Annotated in this window: 1 protein-coding gene; it reads right to left on the minus strand. The window is 67.0% G+C overall.

Annotation, left to right across the window (positions count from 1 at the left end; all coding sequences use genetic code 11):
* Positions 1–20,532: a hypothetical protein gene (locus ACFXNW_RS21835; protein ID WP_379419574.1), complete on the minus strand. Its 20,532-nt coding sequence runs from the start codon at positions 20,530–20,532 to the stop codon at positions 1–3.
* Positions 20,533–20,546 lie beyond the last annotated feature (14 nt).

Below are 20,546 nucleotides of genomic sequence, written 5' to 3' on the forward strand. Positions count from 1 at the left end.
TCAGTCGGGCGTCTTCGGGTCCGGAAAGAGCTGTGCCGCTTCAGTCGCGCCCGCACCGACGAACAATCCCTGTTGCGATCCCGGGCGCAGGATCTCCACTGCCCCGCCGAGGAGCACCTGGCAATTTCGGCACGACGGGTACGGCTGTCCGGTCATGGTCCGGATGGTGCTGTAGGCGAGGTCACTCACGGTCAGTGGTCTAGTGTGCCGGTGTATCGACAATGATTCCGGCAGTGACGCATCCAGCAGCGCCTTGTTCGCGCCGTGGACCTCAGCGCAGTTCGCGGCGGGCCATTCCTCTAGGCTTTCGGCAGGCATTCGCTCCCCGAGTGCCGAGTGAAGAGGTTTCGGCGCCCCCATTCTGATCTTCCGGTCCGGCGGATCGCCGACATAATGGGTGTTGTTCACCCCGAAGTAGACCTCGCCGGTAAGCCGGTTGTACACAGCGGAAGTGACGCTCTGCGGACGCAGGCCCAGTACTTCGTTCAGGCGAATGACTTCGTCGGCGTGTGTCCGCGCGAGACTCATCAGGTCCGGCGACCGATCGAGCGCCACACTCGCGTTATCGCCGCTTGTGACGATGAAACGAGCCGCGCGCTTGGTCGCGCTACCGTCGGCGTCGTCCCCGGCGGCGGCATCGGCCCGCGTACTTTCCGGGTCGGCACCGGACAGGGATGAGTCGGGTGCGTCGGCGAGATCACCGGCACCGTCGACCGGGTCGGTCGATGAGGAATTCGTTTGGGCGGCAGCCTTTTCGGGCCCGGATGGCGGAAGAATCGTCGTTATCGGCGGAAGACGATTGCCCGCGGCGTCCAGCAGAATCTCGATAGCGAGTTCGGACCACTCCTGATTCTTGTCGAAATACCGAATATCCTTGCCGGCGAAGGCGCGGATCTTCCTCGAAATGCCCGCTTCGTGAATGTAGGTGGCTGCCCAGCCTGCCGCAGTTCCATCGGGACCGGCCGCATTGCACGACAGCAGGACGAGATCACCGTCCGGTGCCGCACCCCGGAGCGCCCGGCGGAAATGAAGATTGGCCACGAGTAGCTGCCCATAGGTACGACCGTCGACCCGCACGGTGGTCCACAGCGGTTTTCTGGGATTGCCGCCGAGATCGACGTTGATGATGAACTGGTCCTTGCCAGCATGAGCTTGGGCGTATAACGGCGTGGACCACGGCGCCTGCACCGGCGGTTCGTAAGCCCACTCTGGTTTGTCGTCGGATCCGAGGTTCAGCACGGGTTTGAACACGGTGTCGCTCGACCGATGCCGCATCCGCGCCCACATCCTGGCGTGTTCGATATCGCCCGACCGGGTGGGAAAAGATACCCCGATAGGTCGTCCGTAGACGTCGGCAAGCTGCTTGCTCTGCACCTGATCGGCCCGGAAGGCGTGCTCGTTGCGCTCGCTGTCGACGCCGTACAGTGCGGTGCGTTCCATGTCGGCACCCGGCACGGGAAAACTATCGGACCGAGCGTTTTTCGAGCTGCCCATCGACCACGGCGTCGTGGTTGCGGGGCCGGTGGTGCGGGTTGGGCGGGGCGCCGATCCCCATGGCAGAGCGCTTGTGGACGAACGGCTCCACGGGGTCGACTGCGGCTCGGCAGGTTCGGGCGGCAGACTCTTCTCGGGGCCGTCGGCGAACTGACCGTCGGCAAGCCCCGTTTGCGGCTCGGTGTACGACTGGTCCGCCGGAAGTGCTCCCCCGAGATGCCGTGACCGCACCGGCGTCGATCGGTGTTCTTCCTGGGTATGCCCGGCAGAATCTTCGAAGATGAACCACACCGATCGGCCCGCTGCCAGCTCGGAGACACCGAAGCTATGAGCCGTTCCCATGAGGTTCGACATGAACTCCGGCATTGCGGCCGACCGCGCGGACTCCGGGATCTCGACGTTGGTTTCGACCGTTCGGCCGAGGACGATGCGCTCCCCTGGCCCACCGAAGGTCTGGAGTTCGATTCTGAGATCGTTGCGGCCCAGCGAATCAGCGGCCAGCGCCGAGGATACGGCGGCCGCGCTCTCCAGCAGGGCCGTATCGTGCCACCCATCTGCTTGCAGCCGCTCGATGGCCCAGACACCGACTTCTTCTGCGGATACCAGAGGATCTGCGGCGCTCGACGCACTGATTGCCAGCTCGGCCGGCGATCCTGCGGCGCCGACCAGCTCGACATCCGATTCCGCCAGCCATCGCCGCAATGCCCCATCCAACTCGCGCAGCGCCTCGGCGACCCGCACCGGATCCTGGCCCAGATTCACCCGGGTGATCCGCGCACTCACTTCCCCGGCTACCCGCGACCATTCCACGTCGACGTCGCCGGATTCGAAAAGTACCGGATTCAGCGACAGAGTCGTTGTCAGGCGATCGGATTCGGATTCGAGCCTTTCGATCGCCACCCAGAAATCGTCCGCACCGAATCCGGGCAGCAACTCCTCGGCGGCGTCCGCACCGCGATCGATCAGGTCACCGACGGTCGGACCGGCTGTCGACGCGGTCCACAGGGCCCCGCGATACAGACCCTTGAAGCGATCGCCTGACAGGTCGACACCGCGCTGGCGGAGTTCGTATCTCAGCTGTGCCGCCGCCCGCATCGCTTTACTTCGATCGAGCGTACGCGCCCCGAGGCGTTCGTCGACGGCATGCCCGAACGCATTGGCGAATGACTCGATGTCGTCCGGTTGTCCATCGACGAACGTACATACCGCGTAGCCCGGCACACCGAGCTCCGATTTGGGGTAATCGTCATACACGATGAGGTGGTTCCAACCGACGCGGAAATCATCTCCAGCGACCGGCCCCATCACGAGACTCACAAATTCCCTGGTGCCATGCTTCTCCAAGAATGGGGATGTATACCGAACCCCATCGGGTCCGATAAATGTGCCATCCACTACCTGGAGCAGGAATGACCTCCTCGAGCCACGAGGGATATCACCGCCGGCACGGGCATCGGTGTCCAACGGCACCATCTCGTAGGCTTCACGAGTGGGCAGTACACGCTCGGCCCGCCTACGTTCACCCTCGGTCGGCGAACTGGTCGCCCGGTGTTCGGGCAGCAATTCAAAGCTATCGATCGGCTCCGGCGAATACGGCCAAGCCGCTCCGAGCACTCTGCCATGGGCTTTCAATTCTCGGAGGCGGTCCAGCGCCCCGTCGATCGCCGAACGCTCGATACCGAGTACGTCCAGCATGTTGTCCAGCCAGGCAGGCTGCAATGCTTCGACGACAGCCAGAGCCACCGGATGGACCCGGTCCTCATCACCCGCCGCACCTCGCCTGACGAATACCGGGTCGACCGGGTTGTAGAGTGTGAAACTTCCGCCCGGCAGCTCGCGCTGCGCTGTGGAAAAGGAAAACTTGCTGTCCGGCAGGCAGTATCCGTCCGTGACGACGACAAGAGTATCTCCGTCATCGGTCACGCCATAATTTCCGTCTTCCAGGTGACGTTCGCCCAGGATGTATCCGCGGACGGTCAGGAGATCGCGCTGCACCCGGTCCAATTCATCGAATGTCCGAGCGGTTCCGACATCGGGTACATGCATGCTCAGTGAACCCCGACCTCGACTACCGGACCACAATGTCGTCGTCGGAATCTGAGGCGACCGGAGCTTCGGATCGAACTCGGACGCGATGTCGGCGATCTTTTCGTCGAGCCGGGACGTGGCGACCACACGGACCGCCAGACCGGAACGCGGAACAAGGAATACTTCTTCGTAATCGTCCTCGACCATGCCGCGATATTCCCCGGTGCCGGGGCGATAGACGCCGGTTCTGCCCGCGCCGAAATCCACAACGAAGCTCTCGTTCACGCCCTCGGGAATCCGCTGTTCAGCACCTTGCCCGAGCCCCTGCAAAGACCGTTCGGCCTCGCTCATGTGCCACTGCCCCGATGCGGTCTGCGGCGTGCTGACATCGTGTTCTCCGGGCCCGCTCCGATCCCCCGGCCCAGCGCTCCGATGCTCCGAGAACGACGCCTCGGGCGGGTCCCTCCCCACCCGGCGTTCACCCATCGGCGCGAGCGGAAACTCGATACCAGGCAGGCCCACCGGCTGATCATCCGGACTCAGTCGTCGCTCCGGCTTCCCGTCCTCCTCGAAGGCGATTCCGTGGTACGTCGCTTCTTCGCCCGCTACCTCTAAAAGGTCAGCGGCCCAGGCATTCACCGCTGCGTCGCCCCGAACGGTTCGTACATTCGTCACCACCGCACCATCGGCATCGAGCCGGGCGACCTGATCCTCGAGCACGACCACATCGCCGTCCAGTTTCACCGTAAACGCGTGCGCGCCGATGTTTCCTGATTCCTCCGCGCCCGCACTTCGGTACTCCACCGCACCGACGATGGTGCCCCGGGACCTTCGCACATGCGCGACGATTGCTGCCGGGCTCTCGAATCCGCCGGGATGCCAATTCGCGCCGGCCCACCGGGCTGCGTCCCGACCGTCGACACCCGCGAGCCTTATCCCTGCCACGCGGTCCTGCGGAATATCGATACGCGGCCGTGGCCCGGGGCCCGCAGCCGCAGCTTCGGCCGCGGCCACGAAACACGTTTTCGGCACCTCCGACAACAACGCGTGGTGCATATCGGGCCCGGCACCATCGGCCACCAGTGCTTCGATCCGTGCGACCAACCGCCGCGCGGACTTGGCCGCGAGGTCCGGGAAGTGCCGTGCCAGGACATCGTTGATCTGCCCGCCGGTGCCCGAGGCCAACCGCCAGCGCCCATCGTGCTGTTCGAGCGACAGTCGCGCGGCCATCGCCCCCAGTGTGACTACCGGGTTTCCGAGGCGAGTTCCCTGCTCCCCGGGCCGCTGCGGGGCCGGGGGCAGCGGCGGCACCTGCCGGGTGCGTAGCCGGTGCAGCACACGGGCGGGATGAAACCGCGGGAGGTCGACTCCGGCGCGCACCATCCGGGAACCGTGCCACAGCAGGTATTCGGAGTCGGCCGGCGTTTTCCGCTGTGCGGAAACCAATCCGCTCCGGTCATTGCCCCGGGCTCGGTGCTTGTCGGTGCGAAACGCTTGCGGCCCCAACTGTTCCAGCCAGGTCCGGAATCCGAAATAGATCGCTCCGGCCGTGCGATAGGTCAGATAGTGGTCAAGCAGCTGCATCCGGATCTCGGTATCGCTGTGCCTGCGGTTCGGACCTTCCGCTGCCCGCGCCGCCACGACTTCCGCTTCGATCCGGCCGTCAGCCAGCCTCACCCGCAGGTAACGCTTCGCCAGATCGTCCGCCCAGAGGGCGCCTGCGAACTTCGGGTCCGTCGCCGCCAATTCCGACAGACTCCGCATATGCCCACCGTCGGGCGCGGCGACGATCAGCAGCCCGCCCGAAGCATCTGGCAGGTACCCGACGGCGTCTGTCGGTTGCCGGCCATCGCTGCTGCCTTCGAGTGCCGCCGCGATGACGCGGCCGGTGAGGAAGCCGTCGCGTGCCCGAACAGCACGGGACATGTCCGCAGCCGACGACGCACGCTGACCGGGTAGGTCCATGAGCGCGCGCAGATCGGATTCGCGCCGCAGGATATCCGCCCGGCGCGCGGCCGGATCACCATCCAGTGGTATCGATTCCAGATCCAGCGGATCAATTCCCAGTTCGTCGGCGAGGACCTCGCGATCGAGGGCGACCGGCTCCCCTAGCACAGACGCCAGCCGCTCGTAGGCGTCCGGGCCCGCGTCGTCCGGCAGGTCGGGGTGGTCGGCGGCGAGTCGGTCGAAGAGAGCCGCCTCAGTCGCTGTCCAGGACTGCACTTGCGCGGCAGCCTCCTCCGCCGCGCGCACCAGGTCGTCGTAACGATCGAGTTCGTCCTGCGACAGAGCGATCTCAATTGTTTCCGAAATATCGTCGGCATCAATAGAATCCGACTTTCGGACGGACTGGTTCACCCGCCATGCCAACCGGGTGAGATCCGAATCCCGCATATCACTCCGTCGTGCGGACGCGTCGGTCCCCGGCACCGGAACCGCTCGCCACCCGTCGCCGTCACGCCGGATGTCGACAATCAGGTCTCGCTCCGGCGAGATAATCATCTGCCAGAGAGTGCGCAGGTCAACGGACCTACCCGGATCGGCGGATGAGGTTCCGTCGGCGGCCGGTGGACCTCCGGCATCTACCGCTTGCTGGATTCGGCGCAGCAATCGGTTCGGGTCGAGATCGGTCATCCCCCGGAACCATCTGCTCAGCACATCGCCCGCATGACCGCGTTCGGCCGGTGGCACGAGCCGCCAGCCGGCGCCGGTGTCCTTGAACTCGACTGTCATAGAGATGCCACCGAGGTCGACCGCCGTCCGCAGCCCGATGCCCGCGCCGCTGCTCCGGCCATCCTCGAGGTTCCGGTCCGGCAGCGGAAACTGCCGAGTGACGGCCCGGACCAGCACGGCGGTCGGATGCGGCAGATCGGGGTCCACCGCGGATTCGGCCTCGGCGACCGCCAGTCCGAACGCCTGGACCGTGCCGTCCTGTTTCAGGCGGCCCGGCACAGCGTCCGCGAGTCCTGCGGAGCGCGCCTCCTTTTTGTTGTAGAAGGCGTGGTCGCCCACACCCGCCAGCCAGCTGCCGAATCCGGATTCGATCAGCCCCAATCGGCGCAACCGCAGGTACTCGTCGAGCAGGATCGCCTCGGTCTCGGCGATAGTGGGTACGCGATAGGGTCCCTCGGCCTCGAATGCCGGTCGCTGCTCGGCCGTCGGGCCGTCCGGGCCCGGCACTACCGCGAGATACTGCTTGGCGAACCTCGGGCGCCACAGCGCTCCGGCGAATCTCGGATCGGTCGCCGCCACGTCGAGCAGCGCCCTGCGGTGGCGGCCCGGTGCGGCGGCGATCACCAGCGTTCCACCGTCGCCCACCGGCAGAAAGGCGACGTAATCGGTCAGCCGCTCGCCATGCAGACCCTGATCGCGCCATTCCTCGAGTTGCTGGTCAACGGCGATGCGGGCCGCTTCGTGTACCTGCTGATCAGAGATGTCGACCTCGAGTGCCGCTGGATCACCGGGCCGCGATGTTGTTGCCGCGGTTTCCTCTTCGCGTCGTACCTGCCCGGCTCGATCGGGTACTTCGGACTGAGCAGGGTGATCCCGGGCTGCGTCGGCGGGGCGGACTTCGCGAACATAGACCTGCCCGTTCTCATCGAGCACGATCTGCTGGTAGCGGAAAAAGGCCCCCCGGCGGGAGAGGTCGTCCTGAATGTCGGGGGCCACCGCTGCCAAGGCATCAGCCAGCCCCGCCATCGGACCGGCGACGAATACCTCGGGAGGCCCGGATTCGGTTTCCACTACCGCCACACCCGGCGCCTCGAACCGGCCACCGTGCCCTTCGACGATCTCTCTCTCGAGTAGTTCGCGGGCGATATCACGCACCGCCTCGATGCGAGCGGCGCGCTCATCGGCCGCCGCATAACGACACACTCTCGCATACGCCAACGTGATGGCCCCTACATCGACGATATGGGTGGCGTGCGCTAGATCGTCGTCGCTCCGATGCGGATTCGACGAGTCCCGGAACTCGTCGGACCAGTCCACCAAACGCGCGACAGATTCCACCAACTGGTCCACGCGCAATCGGTCCGGGTGGTCGACTCCGATCAGCGCCGCACCGCGCACCGCCGCGCGGTAGGACCGCCTGCGCTGATCCGCCGCTGCGGCTATCCGCCGGCTCTGATCCCTGACACCGGGATGGTTGTCCGGCGGAAGGGCACGCGCCTCCCCTACCGGAACCCAACCGGGCCGGTTCAGCTTCTCCCGCTGAGCGACAGGCGAGTCATCGGCATCGGCCAGACGACGCAATAGCTCGACGCACTGGTGGTCCAGCCGTTCGCATTCCCTGATGCGGTCGAACAGATGACTGAGCCTGCGATAGCGTTCGGCGGCTGCACGCCAGTTCCACAGTTCGGCGTGGCGAGCCGCGCCCGAGGGTCCTTGTGGCACCCGGCGCTGCTCGGATTCCCATGCCGCGACGGCTCGCCGCACTCGACTCGGGGTGAGCCGAGCCCCCGACGGCATGACACCGGTCCGCGCCAATTCCGGTGCCAATCGCTGTTCCAATTCGGCGAATTCATGCCGAAGCCCGGCGGTCGCGGAACGCAGCTCGGCAGGATGTACCGCGCACAGTCGAGCCCATCCGGCGCGCTGACGGCGCTCCTGCGCCAGCGCATCGAGAATGCTGAGCATCTCGTCCAAGTCTGTAGACCGGGGCGATCCAGTAGCGGGTATGTCCGCCTCGAAGGCGATACCGTGAAACGTCGCGTCTTCGCCCGCTGCCTCCACAAGGTGAGCCGCCCGAGCATTGACCGCTGCGTCGCCCCGCACGGTCCGCAGGTCGGCTACCACCGCACCATCGGCATCGAGCCGGGCGGCCTGGTCCTCTTCGTTCGGGGGCAGTGTTTCGGGATCATCGGAGGCATCGGCATTGTCGTCGGCCACGTTGCCCACCGGGTGATCGGTCGCACCCAGCGAGCCGGTGGCGTGAGAGTCGTTGTACTTTTCCCGCATTGCGACCGTATGCGACTGGGCCTCTCGGTATGCGTCCAGCGGCATATAGCCCGGGTCATCGTTCAGCCGATCTACGATTTCCCGTAACTTCTCGGCGTGGTCCCGGCGCATGTCCCGGTTGCCGAGCAGCCACCCGTCCGGAGGACGGTATCCGGTATCGGGGTGAGTGAAACCGATAGCTCGGCGGAGTCGATCTATGAAGGCCGCGCGAACGGTCGCATCGCTGTCTCGGGAGTATCCGCTCGGCTGCAGTTGCCCGTACAAACCCGTGAGTCGCAACGCTTCACCGATGTCGCTCACCCGTATGCCCGGTTTGGACAGGACTCGGCCGAGGACGCGCTCCGGCGAGTAGCGCCCCGACATCAGGTCCTCGACCGCCAGCTCCACCGTCCGGACGAGAGCATCGGGTTCCGACAATGTCTGTAGATCCGCGCCGGCAACCCACCCGCCGACCCGTATCGCTACGTCGAACTCGCTGTCGGAGAACTCTCCCCAGCGCTCTCGTATCTCCTCGACGGACGCGTCCGATGCGATCATCTGGGTTCTGGTTCGCTCGTCGAACCCGGTGCCGTTCACCGCGAATCCCAGGATCCGAGCCGCGCTCTGGTCATAGCCATGGACGGGGTGCGACGCGATGCGGTGCAGCATTTCAGCCGATTTCAGCTCGTCGTAGCCCTGGGGGTTGTCGCTGCGCCGCCCGCCGCCGTAGACCACGTCACTCCAGGCATCGGAGACAATTGCCAGCATGATCTCGCCGAGATCGGCACCTTGCCTCAGCCCGTTGTCCAGGATCCCCCTCAGGTCATCGGTGATGCCGATGCCATTGTGATAGAAGGCGGCGATCCAATATTCGCGTTTCTCGAAGGCGTCGTTGTAGAGATGGTTGGCGCGGCCGATATCCGGATCGCCGTATAACGTCCGGCTGATGAATATCGCCTCGGCGGCCAGCCGGATACCGCGCCGAACCTGCGGCTCCTCGATCCGAGACTCGGGCAGCCGCGAGCGCAGAATATCGGTCACCTCGTCGCGTGTGCGTGCGATGACCGTCGCCGGCAGCGGCGAACGCTCCGGGTCCAGCAGGTAGCCCTTGATCCATTCCGTAGACACCACGTCCTCGCGCAGATCCCGCTCCTGCGACCAGGCATAGATGTCGGGCAGCCCCGCGTAACGCACGCCTTCCTGCGACGGCCGCCACGACCGGCGCAGCAGATCCTCGTGCGACACCACGCCGTGCCATCCCACCGAGACCCGCACCGGCCCCTGCTCCAGGACCGGAAACCGCACCTGACGACGGCTCCAGTCGCTCACCTCGCGATCCGCGGACAAGGTGCGGGAACGATCTTGCTCGTCGACCGATACCGCGTTCCAGCCCTCGTCGACGAGGTTCCGGTACAGCCACGCCGGGACCGACAACTCAACGATGTCCTGCTCACCCGGTGGGCGCGAGCCCAACGCCTGCTCCACTGCGGCGGCCCCCACAACGACGCCATGCTCGGCCAGTGGCCCGCCGTGCTCTCCGATTCCGACCGGAGGACCAGCAACCTGCGTACCAGCGTCCGCCTTCGCGGTTTCGCTGGGGTCGACGGAGGCCGAGCGGCCCCCGTCGACCAGGTCTGTGGACCTGGACGATCCAGTAGCGGGCACGTCTGCGAACCGGGACAGTCCGGTAGCGGAAGCTTCTCCCTGCCAAGTACTTTCCGGCCGCTGCGTTGGGGCGACTCCGGCCGGACCGGACAGGGCTTGAAGGTCGGCGGAGGCTGCCACGTGATCGTCGTAGGCCGCGATCAGTTCGGCGAGCCCGCCGGGCGGGCGGTGCGACGCGGTGCGCAGTGCCTCGACCCGCCTCATCAATTCCGCCGGGGAAAGGTGCGCGACAGCGATGCCGAACGGTGCCGCGACCGACTGGAGCAGCAGCCAGTGATACCGCTGGCGGCACTTCGCGTATTCCACCTCCAGCTCGGCCAGCCGAGTCGACGGCTCGGCCTGCCCGGTATCGAACCTGTGGAGTTCCCGCCGGATCTCCTCGCCGCGCAACCGGGCGACCTCCATCCCATCCCCGACGAGGCGGCCAGGGAGGCCGACGAGCTGCCCGGCTTCGAGGTAGCTGATCACGGTGTCGATCACCCGACCAGCGGTCGTCGAATGCGGAACCGACTCCCCCAATAGGCGCAATTCGGCGAGCGGGTCGGTCCCGACCCGGTACTCTCCGTCGGATTCCGGTATCGGATCGGCCAGCCCGAGCAGGTCGGCGACTTCCGCATCATGAGCGGTGCGTCGACCTGCTCGGGCCAGCTCCGCCGGATCGTCCGTGAGGTCCGCCTGCGGTTCGGCATCGAGAAGCACACCCCGCACGATCCATTCGGGAAGCCATTCCCAGCCGACGGCTGCCGCCTCCCCGTTCAGCCGACCCCAGTCGTCGCTATCTACGAGTCGCAGCCCGCGCTCTATACGATCGACGACCCGCGCAACCCGCATCGGCCCGCCCGGTGCCAGGATGAGCCCGGCCAGGCTCAGCTCCAGCTGATGCCGATCTCGTCGGTATGTCGGGTTCTCGGATAAGACGTCCGGACCCCGTGCGGTGTCGGCCAGCACTCGGACGAGTTCTGTTGCAGTCGAATCGAATTCGGCGATCTGCTCGGCCAGCTCCGGAGAACCCGGCGCCAGCCGCGACGGCTCCACACCCACTGCGGATGCGAGGCGGCGCAACTCGGCGTTCGATCGTTCGATCCGCATCGTCGCGGCGCTGAGCAACTCGGCCGAAATATCCGCTCCGAGTTCACCCAACGCGCCGATCTGGTGGTGCCGGCGGAGACTCCGAGCGGTGGCATCGATCACGGAACGCTCGACCGGGTCCGGGCCCAGTGCGTCAAGGCCACGGGCGCGCATGATCTCGGGTATCGCGTAATCCGGCTTGTCCGCAAGGGAATCGGTGAGTTCGGTGTGTAGCTTACCGACGATGCGAGCTGCCTGGACCGCCGGATGTGACGGACCGAGCCGGTCGGCTGCGGGTTCGAGGGCCGCACCCAGTCTGCGGATCAGTGCGAGTGCCGTTTTCACGTCACGGGTACGCGTGAGGTAGTAGCCCGCTGCGGTACTCAGCTGTTGTAGCAGGGATTCAGCGGCGAATACATCGTCTGAACCGGACTGCGCACTGGCCGACGCCGCTCGCAGAGCCGACACGAGAGCCGGAGAAAAGTCACTGTCCACCCGCTCGGCCATATACCTGTCGACCTGCTCCGGCCAATTGGTACCGTCGGGTAGCAGCCGAGCCTCGAAATAGCGCGAGATATCCGCGACATGGCGCAATGCCGCCGGCAGCTTCTCGTCCCAGAGCGAATCGAACGTCTGGGCCGAGGCCAGCCCGGACAACGCCTCCCGCGTTCGCGCCAGATGGCTGGGAAACGACAGCAAGAATTCCAGGTAGCCGGACTCCAACGGCAGCGGCCGAATCCCGGCTCCGGCGGGAAGTGCCCCGACGAGTTCGACCACCACTCCCGATGCGGCATGGAGCCCCTCCAGCTCCGACAGACGGGCCATGGCCGCCTGCACGGTAGCGACCAGTTCCGCTTGCGCGGGCCGAGACGCCGGCATTTCGGGCATGGCGTCGCGGAACCGGCGACTCTGCTCCTCGACGAGCGCATTCAACGCCCGGCCCGTCCTGATCATCTCTCCGATGGGTGGCGGCTCGCCGCGCCGGAAGGTTTGCAATTGCGCGGTCGCGCGGGTCTGGTGCTCGTCCATACGTTCGCGAGCGGTCGCGCTGTCCAGACCGGCCGCCCACCTGCGCAGTTCAATTGCATCCGCTGAATGCTGCTCTGCAGCATTTTCTTCGGCAGCTTCGGCGGAAGCATCAGTCTGGTCGCTGTCGTCCTCGGCCGGGTTACCTTCGATCGCTTTCCGGCGGCGTTCGAGTTCGGCGATGAGGTCGCGGGCCGTCGTGTCGAGTTCGCCGAACCGGTCTTCGTCCGATACGTATTCGAGTTTGTCGATGAGTTCGCCGATTTCACCGAGTTGCCGGTCCAGATCGGCGGATCGGGTGATCAGCTGCTGACGGTGGTCGATATCGGCGCGGGCTTTGGTGAACCGGGCGGACCGTACGATCAAGTCGTCGGGCGCAGCCGGCCCCAGTGCCGTTACCTCGTCCCACAGTTCGCGTTCCTGGCCGACGAGGTTGTCGCGCTGTTGCCATGGCGGATCGTCTGCGCTGCTGGGGGTCAGCTCCTGCACGGACCGCGTGATGGCCGCCTCGATCCAGTTCCGGACTTCGGTGGTTACGGCAAACTGTTGTGTGAGCCAGCCACTCGCGTCTCGGGCTCGGCGCACGAGATCGTCTCGCCGCGCCACGAGATGCCCAGCCAGTTCGGAGTTGGACACCGGGTCCGGCGAGATGTTGACGTCGGGGTGGTCGTCGCTGCCTGCGGCCAAGCACACTCTCATCTGGAAGCCGACCGCATCGCGGTAGGACCCGGGCGTGACTTGATAGATGCGCTCGACTTCCTGCACCCACGAGGTCAGGAGCTGGTCCAATTCACGTTCGACCACCGCCAGGGTGGGGTCTGCGGGGTTGTCGACCAGCAGCTGGTTGGCGTACTGCCACAACAGGCCGACCGCACGGACCGGGAGAATACGACTCCACAGCGGGTCCGTGGCCATGTCCGGCTCAGCTCGCCAGAACTCCACGTGCCTCCGGGCGTCCTCGATGAACATGCGCACCGGCCGGTACACCTCGGAGGCGGGGGTCTGCGGTAGTTTCGCGGCGAGATCGTCGACCTGGGCGAGGCGTCGCTCAGCGATGTCGGCAGCCTCGGCCGGCGTGATCTCCGGGAACCGCACCGCACGCCACATCGGCGACTCGAGCACGAGAACGGCCGACCGGGCGGCACCGTGTGCACGCGCGTAGTCGGCGATCTTCCGCCACTGGTAGATCTCCGGGTATAGATACAGCCCCTCTGCCAGCTTCGTGGCCTCTCCCACGTCGACGGTCGGTCCGCCGGAAGGTATCCGCACCAGTCGGCTTGCGGCATTCACCACCTCGCCCAGTCCAGGCAGATCGCTGGTGGTGCCTACCCACGGAGACGCGATATCCATGTTGTGCAGTGAGAACATCACTTCGGGCAGGTGCTCCCGGATCACCGCCATGAGCGCGTGAGTTTCCGGCATCGTCCGTGTCGAGCCGAAATCGTACTCGGGCTGTTCCGCACCATCCGGCCGATAAAAGGTACGGATGGCCCATTCCAATGTCAGCGGAAATACCGCGGCATGACGCTCCGCCAGCATCGCACCATCAGGGTCGAGGCCCAGCAGAAATACCCGCTTCCGGGTATTCGGTCCGGGCTCGCTGACGAAGAAATCCATCAGGCCCTCGATCGTGCCGGACGACCAGAATTCATTTGAATGGACCAAGCCGTAGTAGAGATGCGGTGCCGAGGACCCATCCGCACCATCCGCCGCCGCGGCGGATGGGCCGCCACGGGGGTAGACAACGAACTGTTGCATCGGGATGCCCCGTCGGCTCAGTATCGGCCGGCCGGCCTCGTCAAGAACCGGTCTCAACTCGCAGACGTCGGGATGGTCCGCGGCCAGCTGTCGAGCCCGATCTACCAATTCGTGATACTTGCGTGGAGTTGCCGGGAGCCGATCCAGCACCCTCGTAATATCCGGAAACAGGTTGTCTTGGGATGGAATGGGCTCGACGCCGTTGCCCAGAGTCGCTTGGTGGACAGCGGGGCCGGTTTCAGTTGCGGTGGGGGAATCAGCAGGTACCGACTGCACCACACCGTGCTCGTCGTAGATGACCGCGAATATCCGCACCGAGGAGGGCAGCTCGGCCCGGTAGACCAGGCGCTTCGCGCCACCGGCAACCAATGGGTCGCGCCGCTTGATCACACCCGGCTGCGCGCGGTCGTGAAATATCAGCTGCGCATGGCCTTTTCCAAGTTCCTGACGGGCATCCTCGCTCTCGGTCACCACATAGGCGGCGGCACCAGGTGCCATCGCGTAGAGCCGGGTGGCCAACTCGTCCCAGCTTGCGAACGATTCCCATCGAGCAGCGCCGAGCACAGTCTGCAACGGCAATGGACCAGTCCCGCCGAGGCTTTCGTCAGGAACCAGCGGGTTCTCGACCACCGCCCGGGCGACCGCCTCGCTGCCGTTCTCCTCGATCAGGTAATCCACGACCAGGGGCGCGCAGTTGATCGGCTCCGGCGCGCGCGGCACGTCCCGACCGCGGAAGTCACCTCTGCCGTCCGGCCCGGCGACCGGGGCCAGCGGGCGGGGCGGGGCCGTCCGTCGCCGGTCTTCGTCCGCGACGATCTCGGGCGACTGCCACAAACCCACGGGCAATTGGTGCTGCGGTGCCGATACCGCGGTCGGCTCGGCTCGGCCCCTCGATACCTGGAACGGCAGCGAAGTGCGAGACGAAATACCCGGCGGCCGTGCGGATCCGGTCGGAATTGCCCGTAGGGCTTGCCAGCGGCTGCTCAGCTCTTTCGGGCTCATCCGGACTATCCGGTCCAGCCAGCCCTGATCCGCACCACCTCGCCCGGCGGCCGTTCTCGCCAATGCGGACAACCCGTTGAAACCTTCTGCGGCCTCGATCAGTTCCGCCATGAGCAGCCACGACCGAGCGCGTCCGATCAGCTGCTCGGCAGCATCGTCCGATGCCGGTCTCGCCGCGACCTCCTCGATCCGGCCGGTGGTCAGCTCGTCGGTTGGTACACCGAGCATCCCGGCCAATTCGGCCGTTGCCTCGGCGAATCGGGTGCGCAACTGGCTGATCTCGGCGGAATCTGGGCACAGCGCCCACGGATCGACCGATACGCCGTGCTCGCCGGCGAGCTTGCGGGCCAGCTCACCTCGCCTGAGGCCCAACCGAATCCATGCCGGACGCAGCGGGGAGCTGAACCACCAGGATTCTCCCAGCGACTGTCGCGGCACGGCCTCGGGCCTCGGAGGGCTCACGGGTGGCGGCTCTGACACATCAGGAAGGTCCGGGGGTGGCAATCTATCCGGTGCCGTGGGCATTTCCTCGACCATGGCAGCGGTCGACAGATACCGGCCGAGTGCATCGATCAGCTGATGCACCGGAGACGACGGGTTTTCCGCTGCCGCCAGACGATGCAGTTCCGCCAGCCGACTGCCGGGAGGTGGTGCTGTGCCGTCCGGTTCCAATCCCGCGTCCCGCAACCAGCCCATAACCGCCGCGCCCTCGCGGTGCGCCGTGGCGAGATCGCGCAGCTGTCGGCCGAACATCTCGCCGAGGTCGGCCAGCAGCCCCACCCGCACCATAGGGTCGAGCCCATCCCACCAACCCGGCCCCATCGCAGCCGACCGCGCTTCGAACTGGTCGATCACCTGTTCCACCAGCCGCGGCCCCCACAACCGCAGCTCCTGCGGCGACACGTGGAGGAACTCGGCAGCCTGCGCAGACGCGGCGGCATGCTGCTGCGCCAGGTCCTGGGGATTCGGTGCGCTCCTGTTCGGTGAGGTTTGGGCCGCGAGTTGTGCCACAGGGTCGGACGCGTGGGCGTTGCCCGATGCGGACGAATCATTGTGTGGAGCAGCAACCTCCGCTGCAGCGGAGGTTGCCCCGGCGGCGGTGGCGTTCGCATCGGTCGCAGCAGCGGCGGCGGGGGTCGAAGCGGCACCCATGTCAATCGCGCCGGCAGCAGCGGCGGGCGTATCGGTGTCCGCATCGGCCGAACTGACGTCGGTGGTAGACGCATCGGCGGCGGTGGCAGCAGAACCGGCACCAGGTTCGGTCGCACCAGCGGTGGTATCGGTCGCGCCAGCAGCAGTGGCAGCCGAACCGGCACCGGCGGCTGTCGCACCGACTGCGGTGGTGGCGGTGGTGGTGGTCGAATCGGCGGCCGGGTCGGTCGCGGTAGTACCGGTGGCGGTGGGCTCGGACGCGATGGAGCCCACCGTCTCGACGTGCGGCGAAAGCGATACGGCGGCATCCGGTGCCGGCGACCGACCCGGCGAGGATCGGGCCTGTGCGGGGTCGCGTGCCTGATCTACCGCAGGCCGGGATCCGTGGCCCGTAGCCGCGTCGGCGGGATGCGCCTCGGGTCCGGCACGATGACCGCCTGCGTTTTCGCCCGAAGTATTTGTAGAAGCGGCTGGTTCGGGTGGATCAGAGACTTCCCCCGCCGAATCTCGCCGCGGCGCCGGGTCGCCCGGCTCGGCCACACTCGCGTCATGTGCCGATGTCGTCAGCGCCGGATCGTGAACAACGACAAGGGGCGCAGCGGCGGGATCGTTCTCCGAACGCGCCTGCTGGGTCTCGGCCAGATCGCGCTCGCGCAGTACACGGAACTGTTCCAACGCTTCCACGACCACCGGATCCGGTGCAGCCGCCGGTAGGATCACGCTGTCGCGCTCGGCCACCGCCACCTTCGATGACCCCCCGCCCGCATCGTCGGCGGGCGGGGCAGCGGTCGCACGCTGAGCCGAATATCTGCCGGAGCCATCAATCTCGTCGCTCGCCCGCATCCCGGTGAAGGACCCTGGTGCCCCGCGGCCGTCCTGCGGACTCCCCCCGGGCCCAGGCACGGTCGGTTCACCCCATGCCAGACCACTTCTGGCCAATATGCCGGTGATCTCGGCAGACAGCGCCGACTCCCCCGTGCGCTGCGCCTGACCCGTCTCGGCCAACTCCCGTTCACTCAGCACCCGAGCCCGCTCGATCGGATCCACCGACTCCGGCGAGGTAATCGGTGAAGGTACGCCGTCTCGCCCTGACACCGCCGGAGCACTCAGTGCCAGTCCGCTTCTCGTCAAGATATCGGCAACCTCGGCAGACAGCGCCGGCTCGCCCCCACGCCGGCCCTGCCCCATCTCGGCCAACTCCCGCTCACGCAGCGCCCGAGCCCGCTCGACCGCGTCCACCGACTCCGGCGAATCAGCCGATGCACCACCGCTATCCCGCACCGGCGACGCCGGATCACTCAGTACCAGTCCACTTCTCCCGAGCGCATCCGCTACCTCGGGAGTGAACGCCGACTCGCCGCCGTTCTGCCCCGTCTCGGCGAGTTCCCGCTCGCGCAGCACCTGAGTCTGGTCGAGTGCATCCATCCGGGGTGCCGTATGCGGGGTAATGCCGTCGTTCAGGTCGAGCCGCAATACCAATCGTGGGTTGGCCACGAAATGCTCGATGGTCGTCTGCGCCTGGGTCCAACGCTGCACGATCCCGGCCGCGTCGGCACCGGCGGCATTTGTCAATCGGCCCTGCAAATCCGCAGGCACAGCCGCCGAAGCACGCAAGCCATCGGGCGAGAGCGCGTCTTCCGCCGCCATCGCGCGGCGCACCTCACCACCCACCATTGCGCCGAGGTGCGGGCGCGCCGCGTCCTGCCATTGCGCGGGCATACGCTCCGCCCGGCCCACCCATTCCTCAACTGCCGCCCGCAGCTGCGACGGCTTCATGCCGAAGAACTCGGTATCCGACAACCCCAGCCACTTGGCGAGGTCCGATTGCGCCCGCGCCGACTCCTGTTGCAGGACTTTGAATTCCATCTTCCGGACCTTCGCCACAGCGTCCGCACCCGCCTTCGCGCCGAAATCGCGAGTCTGGTCCGTCAACGCGGCATCGGAATCACCCGCGCCGGTCGAACCGACTTCCGACGTCGGCCGCGATGATGCCCGCCCGGCTTCCGAGGTCGGCTGCGGCGTTGCCCCGCCGAGTTCAGGGGTCGACTGCGACGATGCACCGACGGGTCGAGCGGCGACTATGGGCTGGTCCGCGTCGCCGGGAATCGGCGTCGTCACCGCATTTCTGTCCGCACTGCCGACGTCCACGTCCCCACCGGGCGGCACTCCGGTGCCGGCCGAGACCACCGCATAGCGCGCATGACCGGGATCCGATACTCCATCGGCAGCCCGGCGGTCCGCCGCTCCGACCCGCGCATCGGCGTCCCCGTACCGGCGCACGCCATCCAGCAAACCGCTCACTTCCGTGGCTCCGTCGGCGGCGGCCACCCGCCGTACTGCTGTCCACTGCTGTCCACTGGATACCTCGGCCCGCGCGCCGGCCGACCCGGACGGACCGAGCCACTGCCGCACCGGACTCGACGCCCGATTCTCCTCGGCGATCACCCGTGCGCGCTCGGCCACGCGCGGCCCCAGGTCCGACAGCACACCCTCGCGCACCACCGGATCCATTCGAGCCCAGCCATGTTCACCCAGCGATCCCAGCCAGGCGTCGACCTCACCGAGAGCCTGTTCCAGCGCGTCGCGCCCCCACCACCGCACCTCTTGCGGCGATACATCCAGCATCTGCGCCAACTCGGCACGCGCCTCGTCACGTTCCCGCACGCGCCGATTTATCTCACCCGCATCTGCATGTGGCGCTGCCGCATCGGTCACTGATGACGTATCGCCGAATGATGCCGTCGTCTCCGGCTTCGCGGCCTGCGCTGACCCGGAATGCATAGCCTCGCCGCCGGCGCTCGCCCGAGTCTCGGCCAGATCCTGCTCACGCAGCTCATTTATCCGTCGATACAGCGCGGTCTCGGCAGTATCGCCACCGCCGGACCCGTGCGTGGGTCCGGCCGCACCATCCGCAGCCGCACCATCTCCCGCCGATCTGTCTGTAGCCGCACCGTGCGCAGCCGGTCCACCGGCAGCCGCACCGTGCGCAGGCGGCCCGTCCGCCGAAACTCCGTGCGCAGGTGGTCCGTCTACCGCCAGTCCATGCGCAACCGCACCATCCGCCGCCAGTCCGCGCGCAACCGGTCCGTCCGTAGCCGGTCCGTGCGCAACCGCGCTATCGGCAGCCGCACCGTGCGCGACCGGCCCGGATCCCTCTCCCGGCACCGCCGGGTTCGATTCGCCAGGATGCGCGGACGGTATCTCCGCAGCACCACCGTCCTGATGACGGGCCCGCACGGCGCTCTCCGGCCGATTCACCGGCTCGCCCCCTCCTGCCCCTGAGGACTCGCCGGTGCGCAGCGCTGCCACAGCGTCTGCCTCGCCGACTCCGGCGCCGGTCCCCTGCTCGGCACCGACGAAATCCACCGGCGAGCCCGATTCGCGGGCCGGATCCCGTAACCGCGCGGTGGCCTCCTGCCCCGCGGTGTGGCCGAGCCGATCCACCCCATCCGGACCCGGAATCTCCTGGAACCTGCCGACTTCGGTCAGTTCCGCGTGCGAGCCGCTATCGGAATGAGCCCTGCTGTTCGCGCGCGCACTCGCCATTCCGACGGCCGCGCCGCTGAACAGCGCCGATAGCGGCAGATGGAATTCCCCGGTCATCGCGGCCGCCGCCGCGGCACCACCGACCACCCCCGATACGCCCGCTGTCCCGGCGACCACAGCCCGCCCCAGCAACTCTGGTACGGAGCCGGGCAGGACAGCCTGCGCGAGACGGCCGCCGAGCGCACCGCCGAGTCCCGCTCCGGCACCGGCCACACCGGCCGTGGCGACCGAGCGCCAATCCATCGTCTCGCGATGCCCGTCCAGAATCCCGATCATCTGACCGGCCTGCACGCCCGCGTCGACCCCGGCGGTGAGCAGCGCGAACCCGCCCGCTTGGGTGGCAAGCAGCCCCGCACGCTCGGCCGCCGCGGCAGCACCTGCACCGGCCCGCCCGGAAACGAAGGCCGCGAACCGGGCCAGGTGTTTCGCCCTGGCCGCGGACAGCACCTGCAGTGCCCTGATCGGATGCCACCCACCGGCCAGCATCAGCTGATACACCGTCATCGCGCCGAAGGCGTACATGGTGTACAGCTCTTTGTCGGTATCGGCGGTACTGCGCTCGGCGTGCCTGCCGATACTGCGGCAGAACTCACCCGAGCCGGCGGTGGCCGCACCGAGCGACTGCGCGCTCGCGGCTATCCGCTCGCCGAGATTCTCCCGAGCCGCGGCAGGCAGTGCCGAGATCTCCGCCTCGATGCGCTGCACGAGCGTTCCGAGTTCCGCACCGGCCTGCTCCCATGCCGCGCTGACACGCCTCCCGGCTTCGGTATCCATCCCCGGAATCTCTTGACCGAACACGAGGGCCTGGATCGGCCCCGGCAGTTCGGACAGCAATTGCTGCGCCGAGATATTCATGACGAGTCCTGCGG

The sequence above is a fragment of the Nocardia sp. NPDC059180 genome (assembly GCF_042754945.1).
Classification (GTDB): Bacteria; Actinomycetota; Actinomycetes; order Mycobacteriales; family Mycobacteriaceae; genus Nocardia.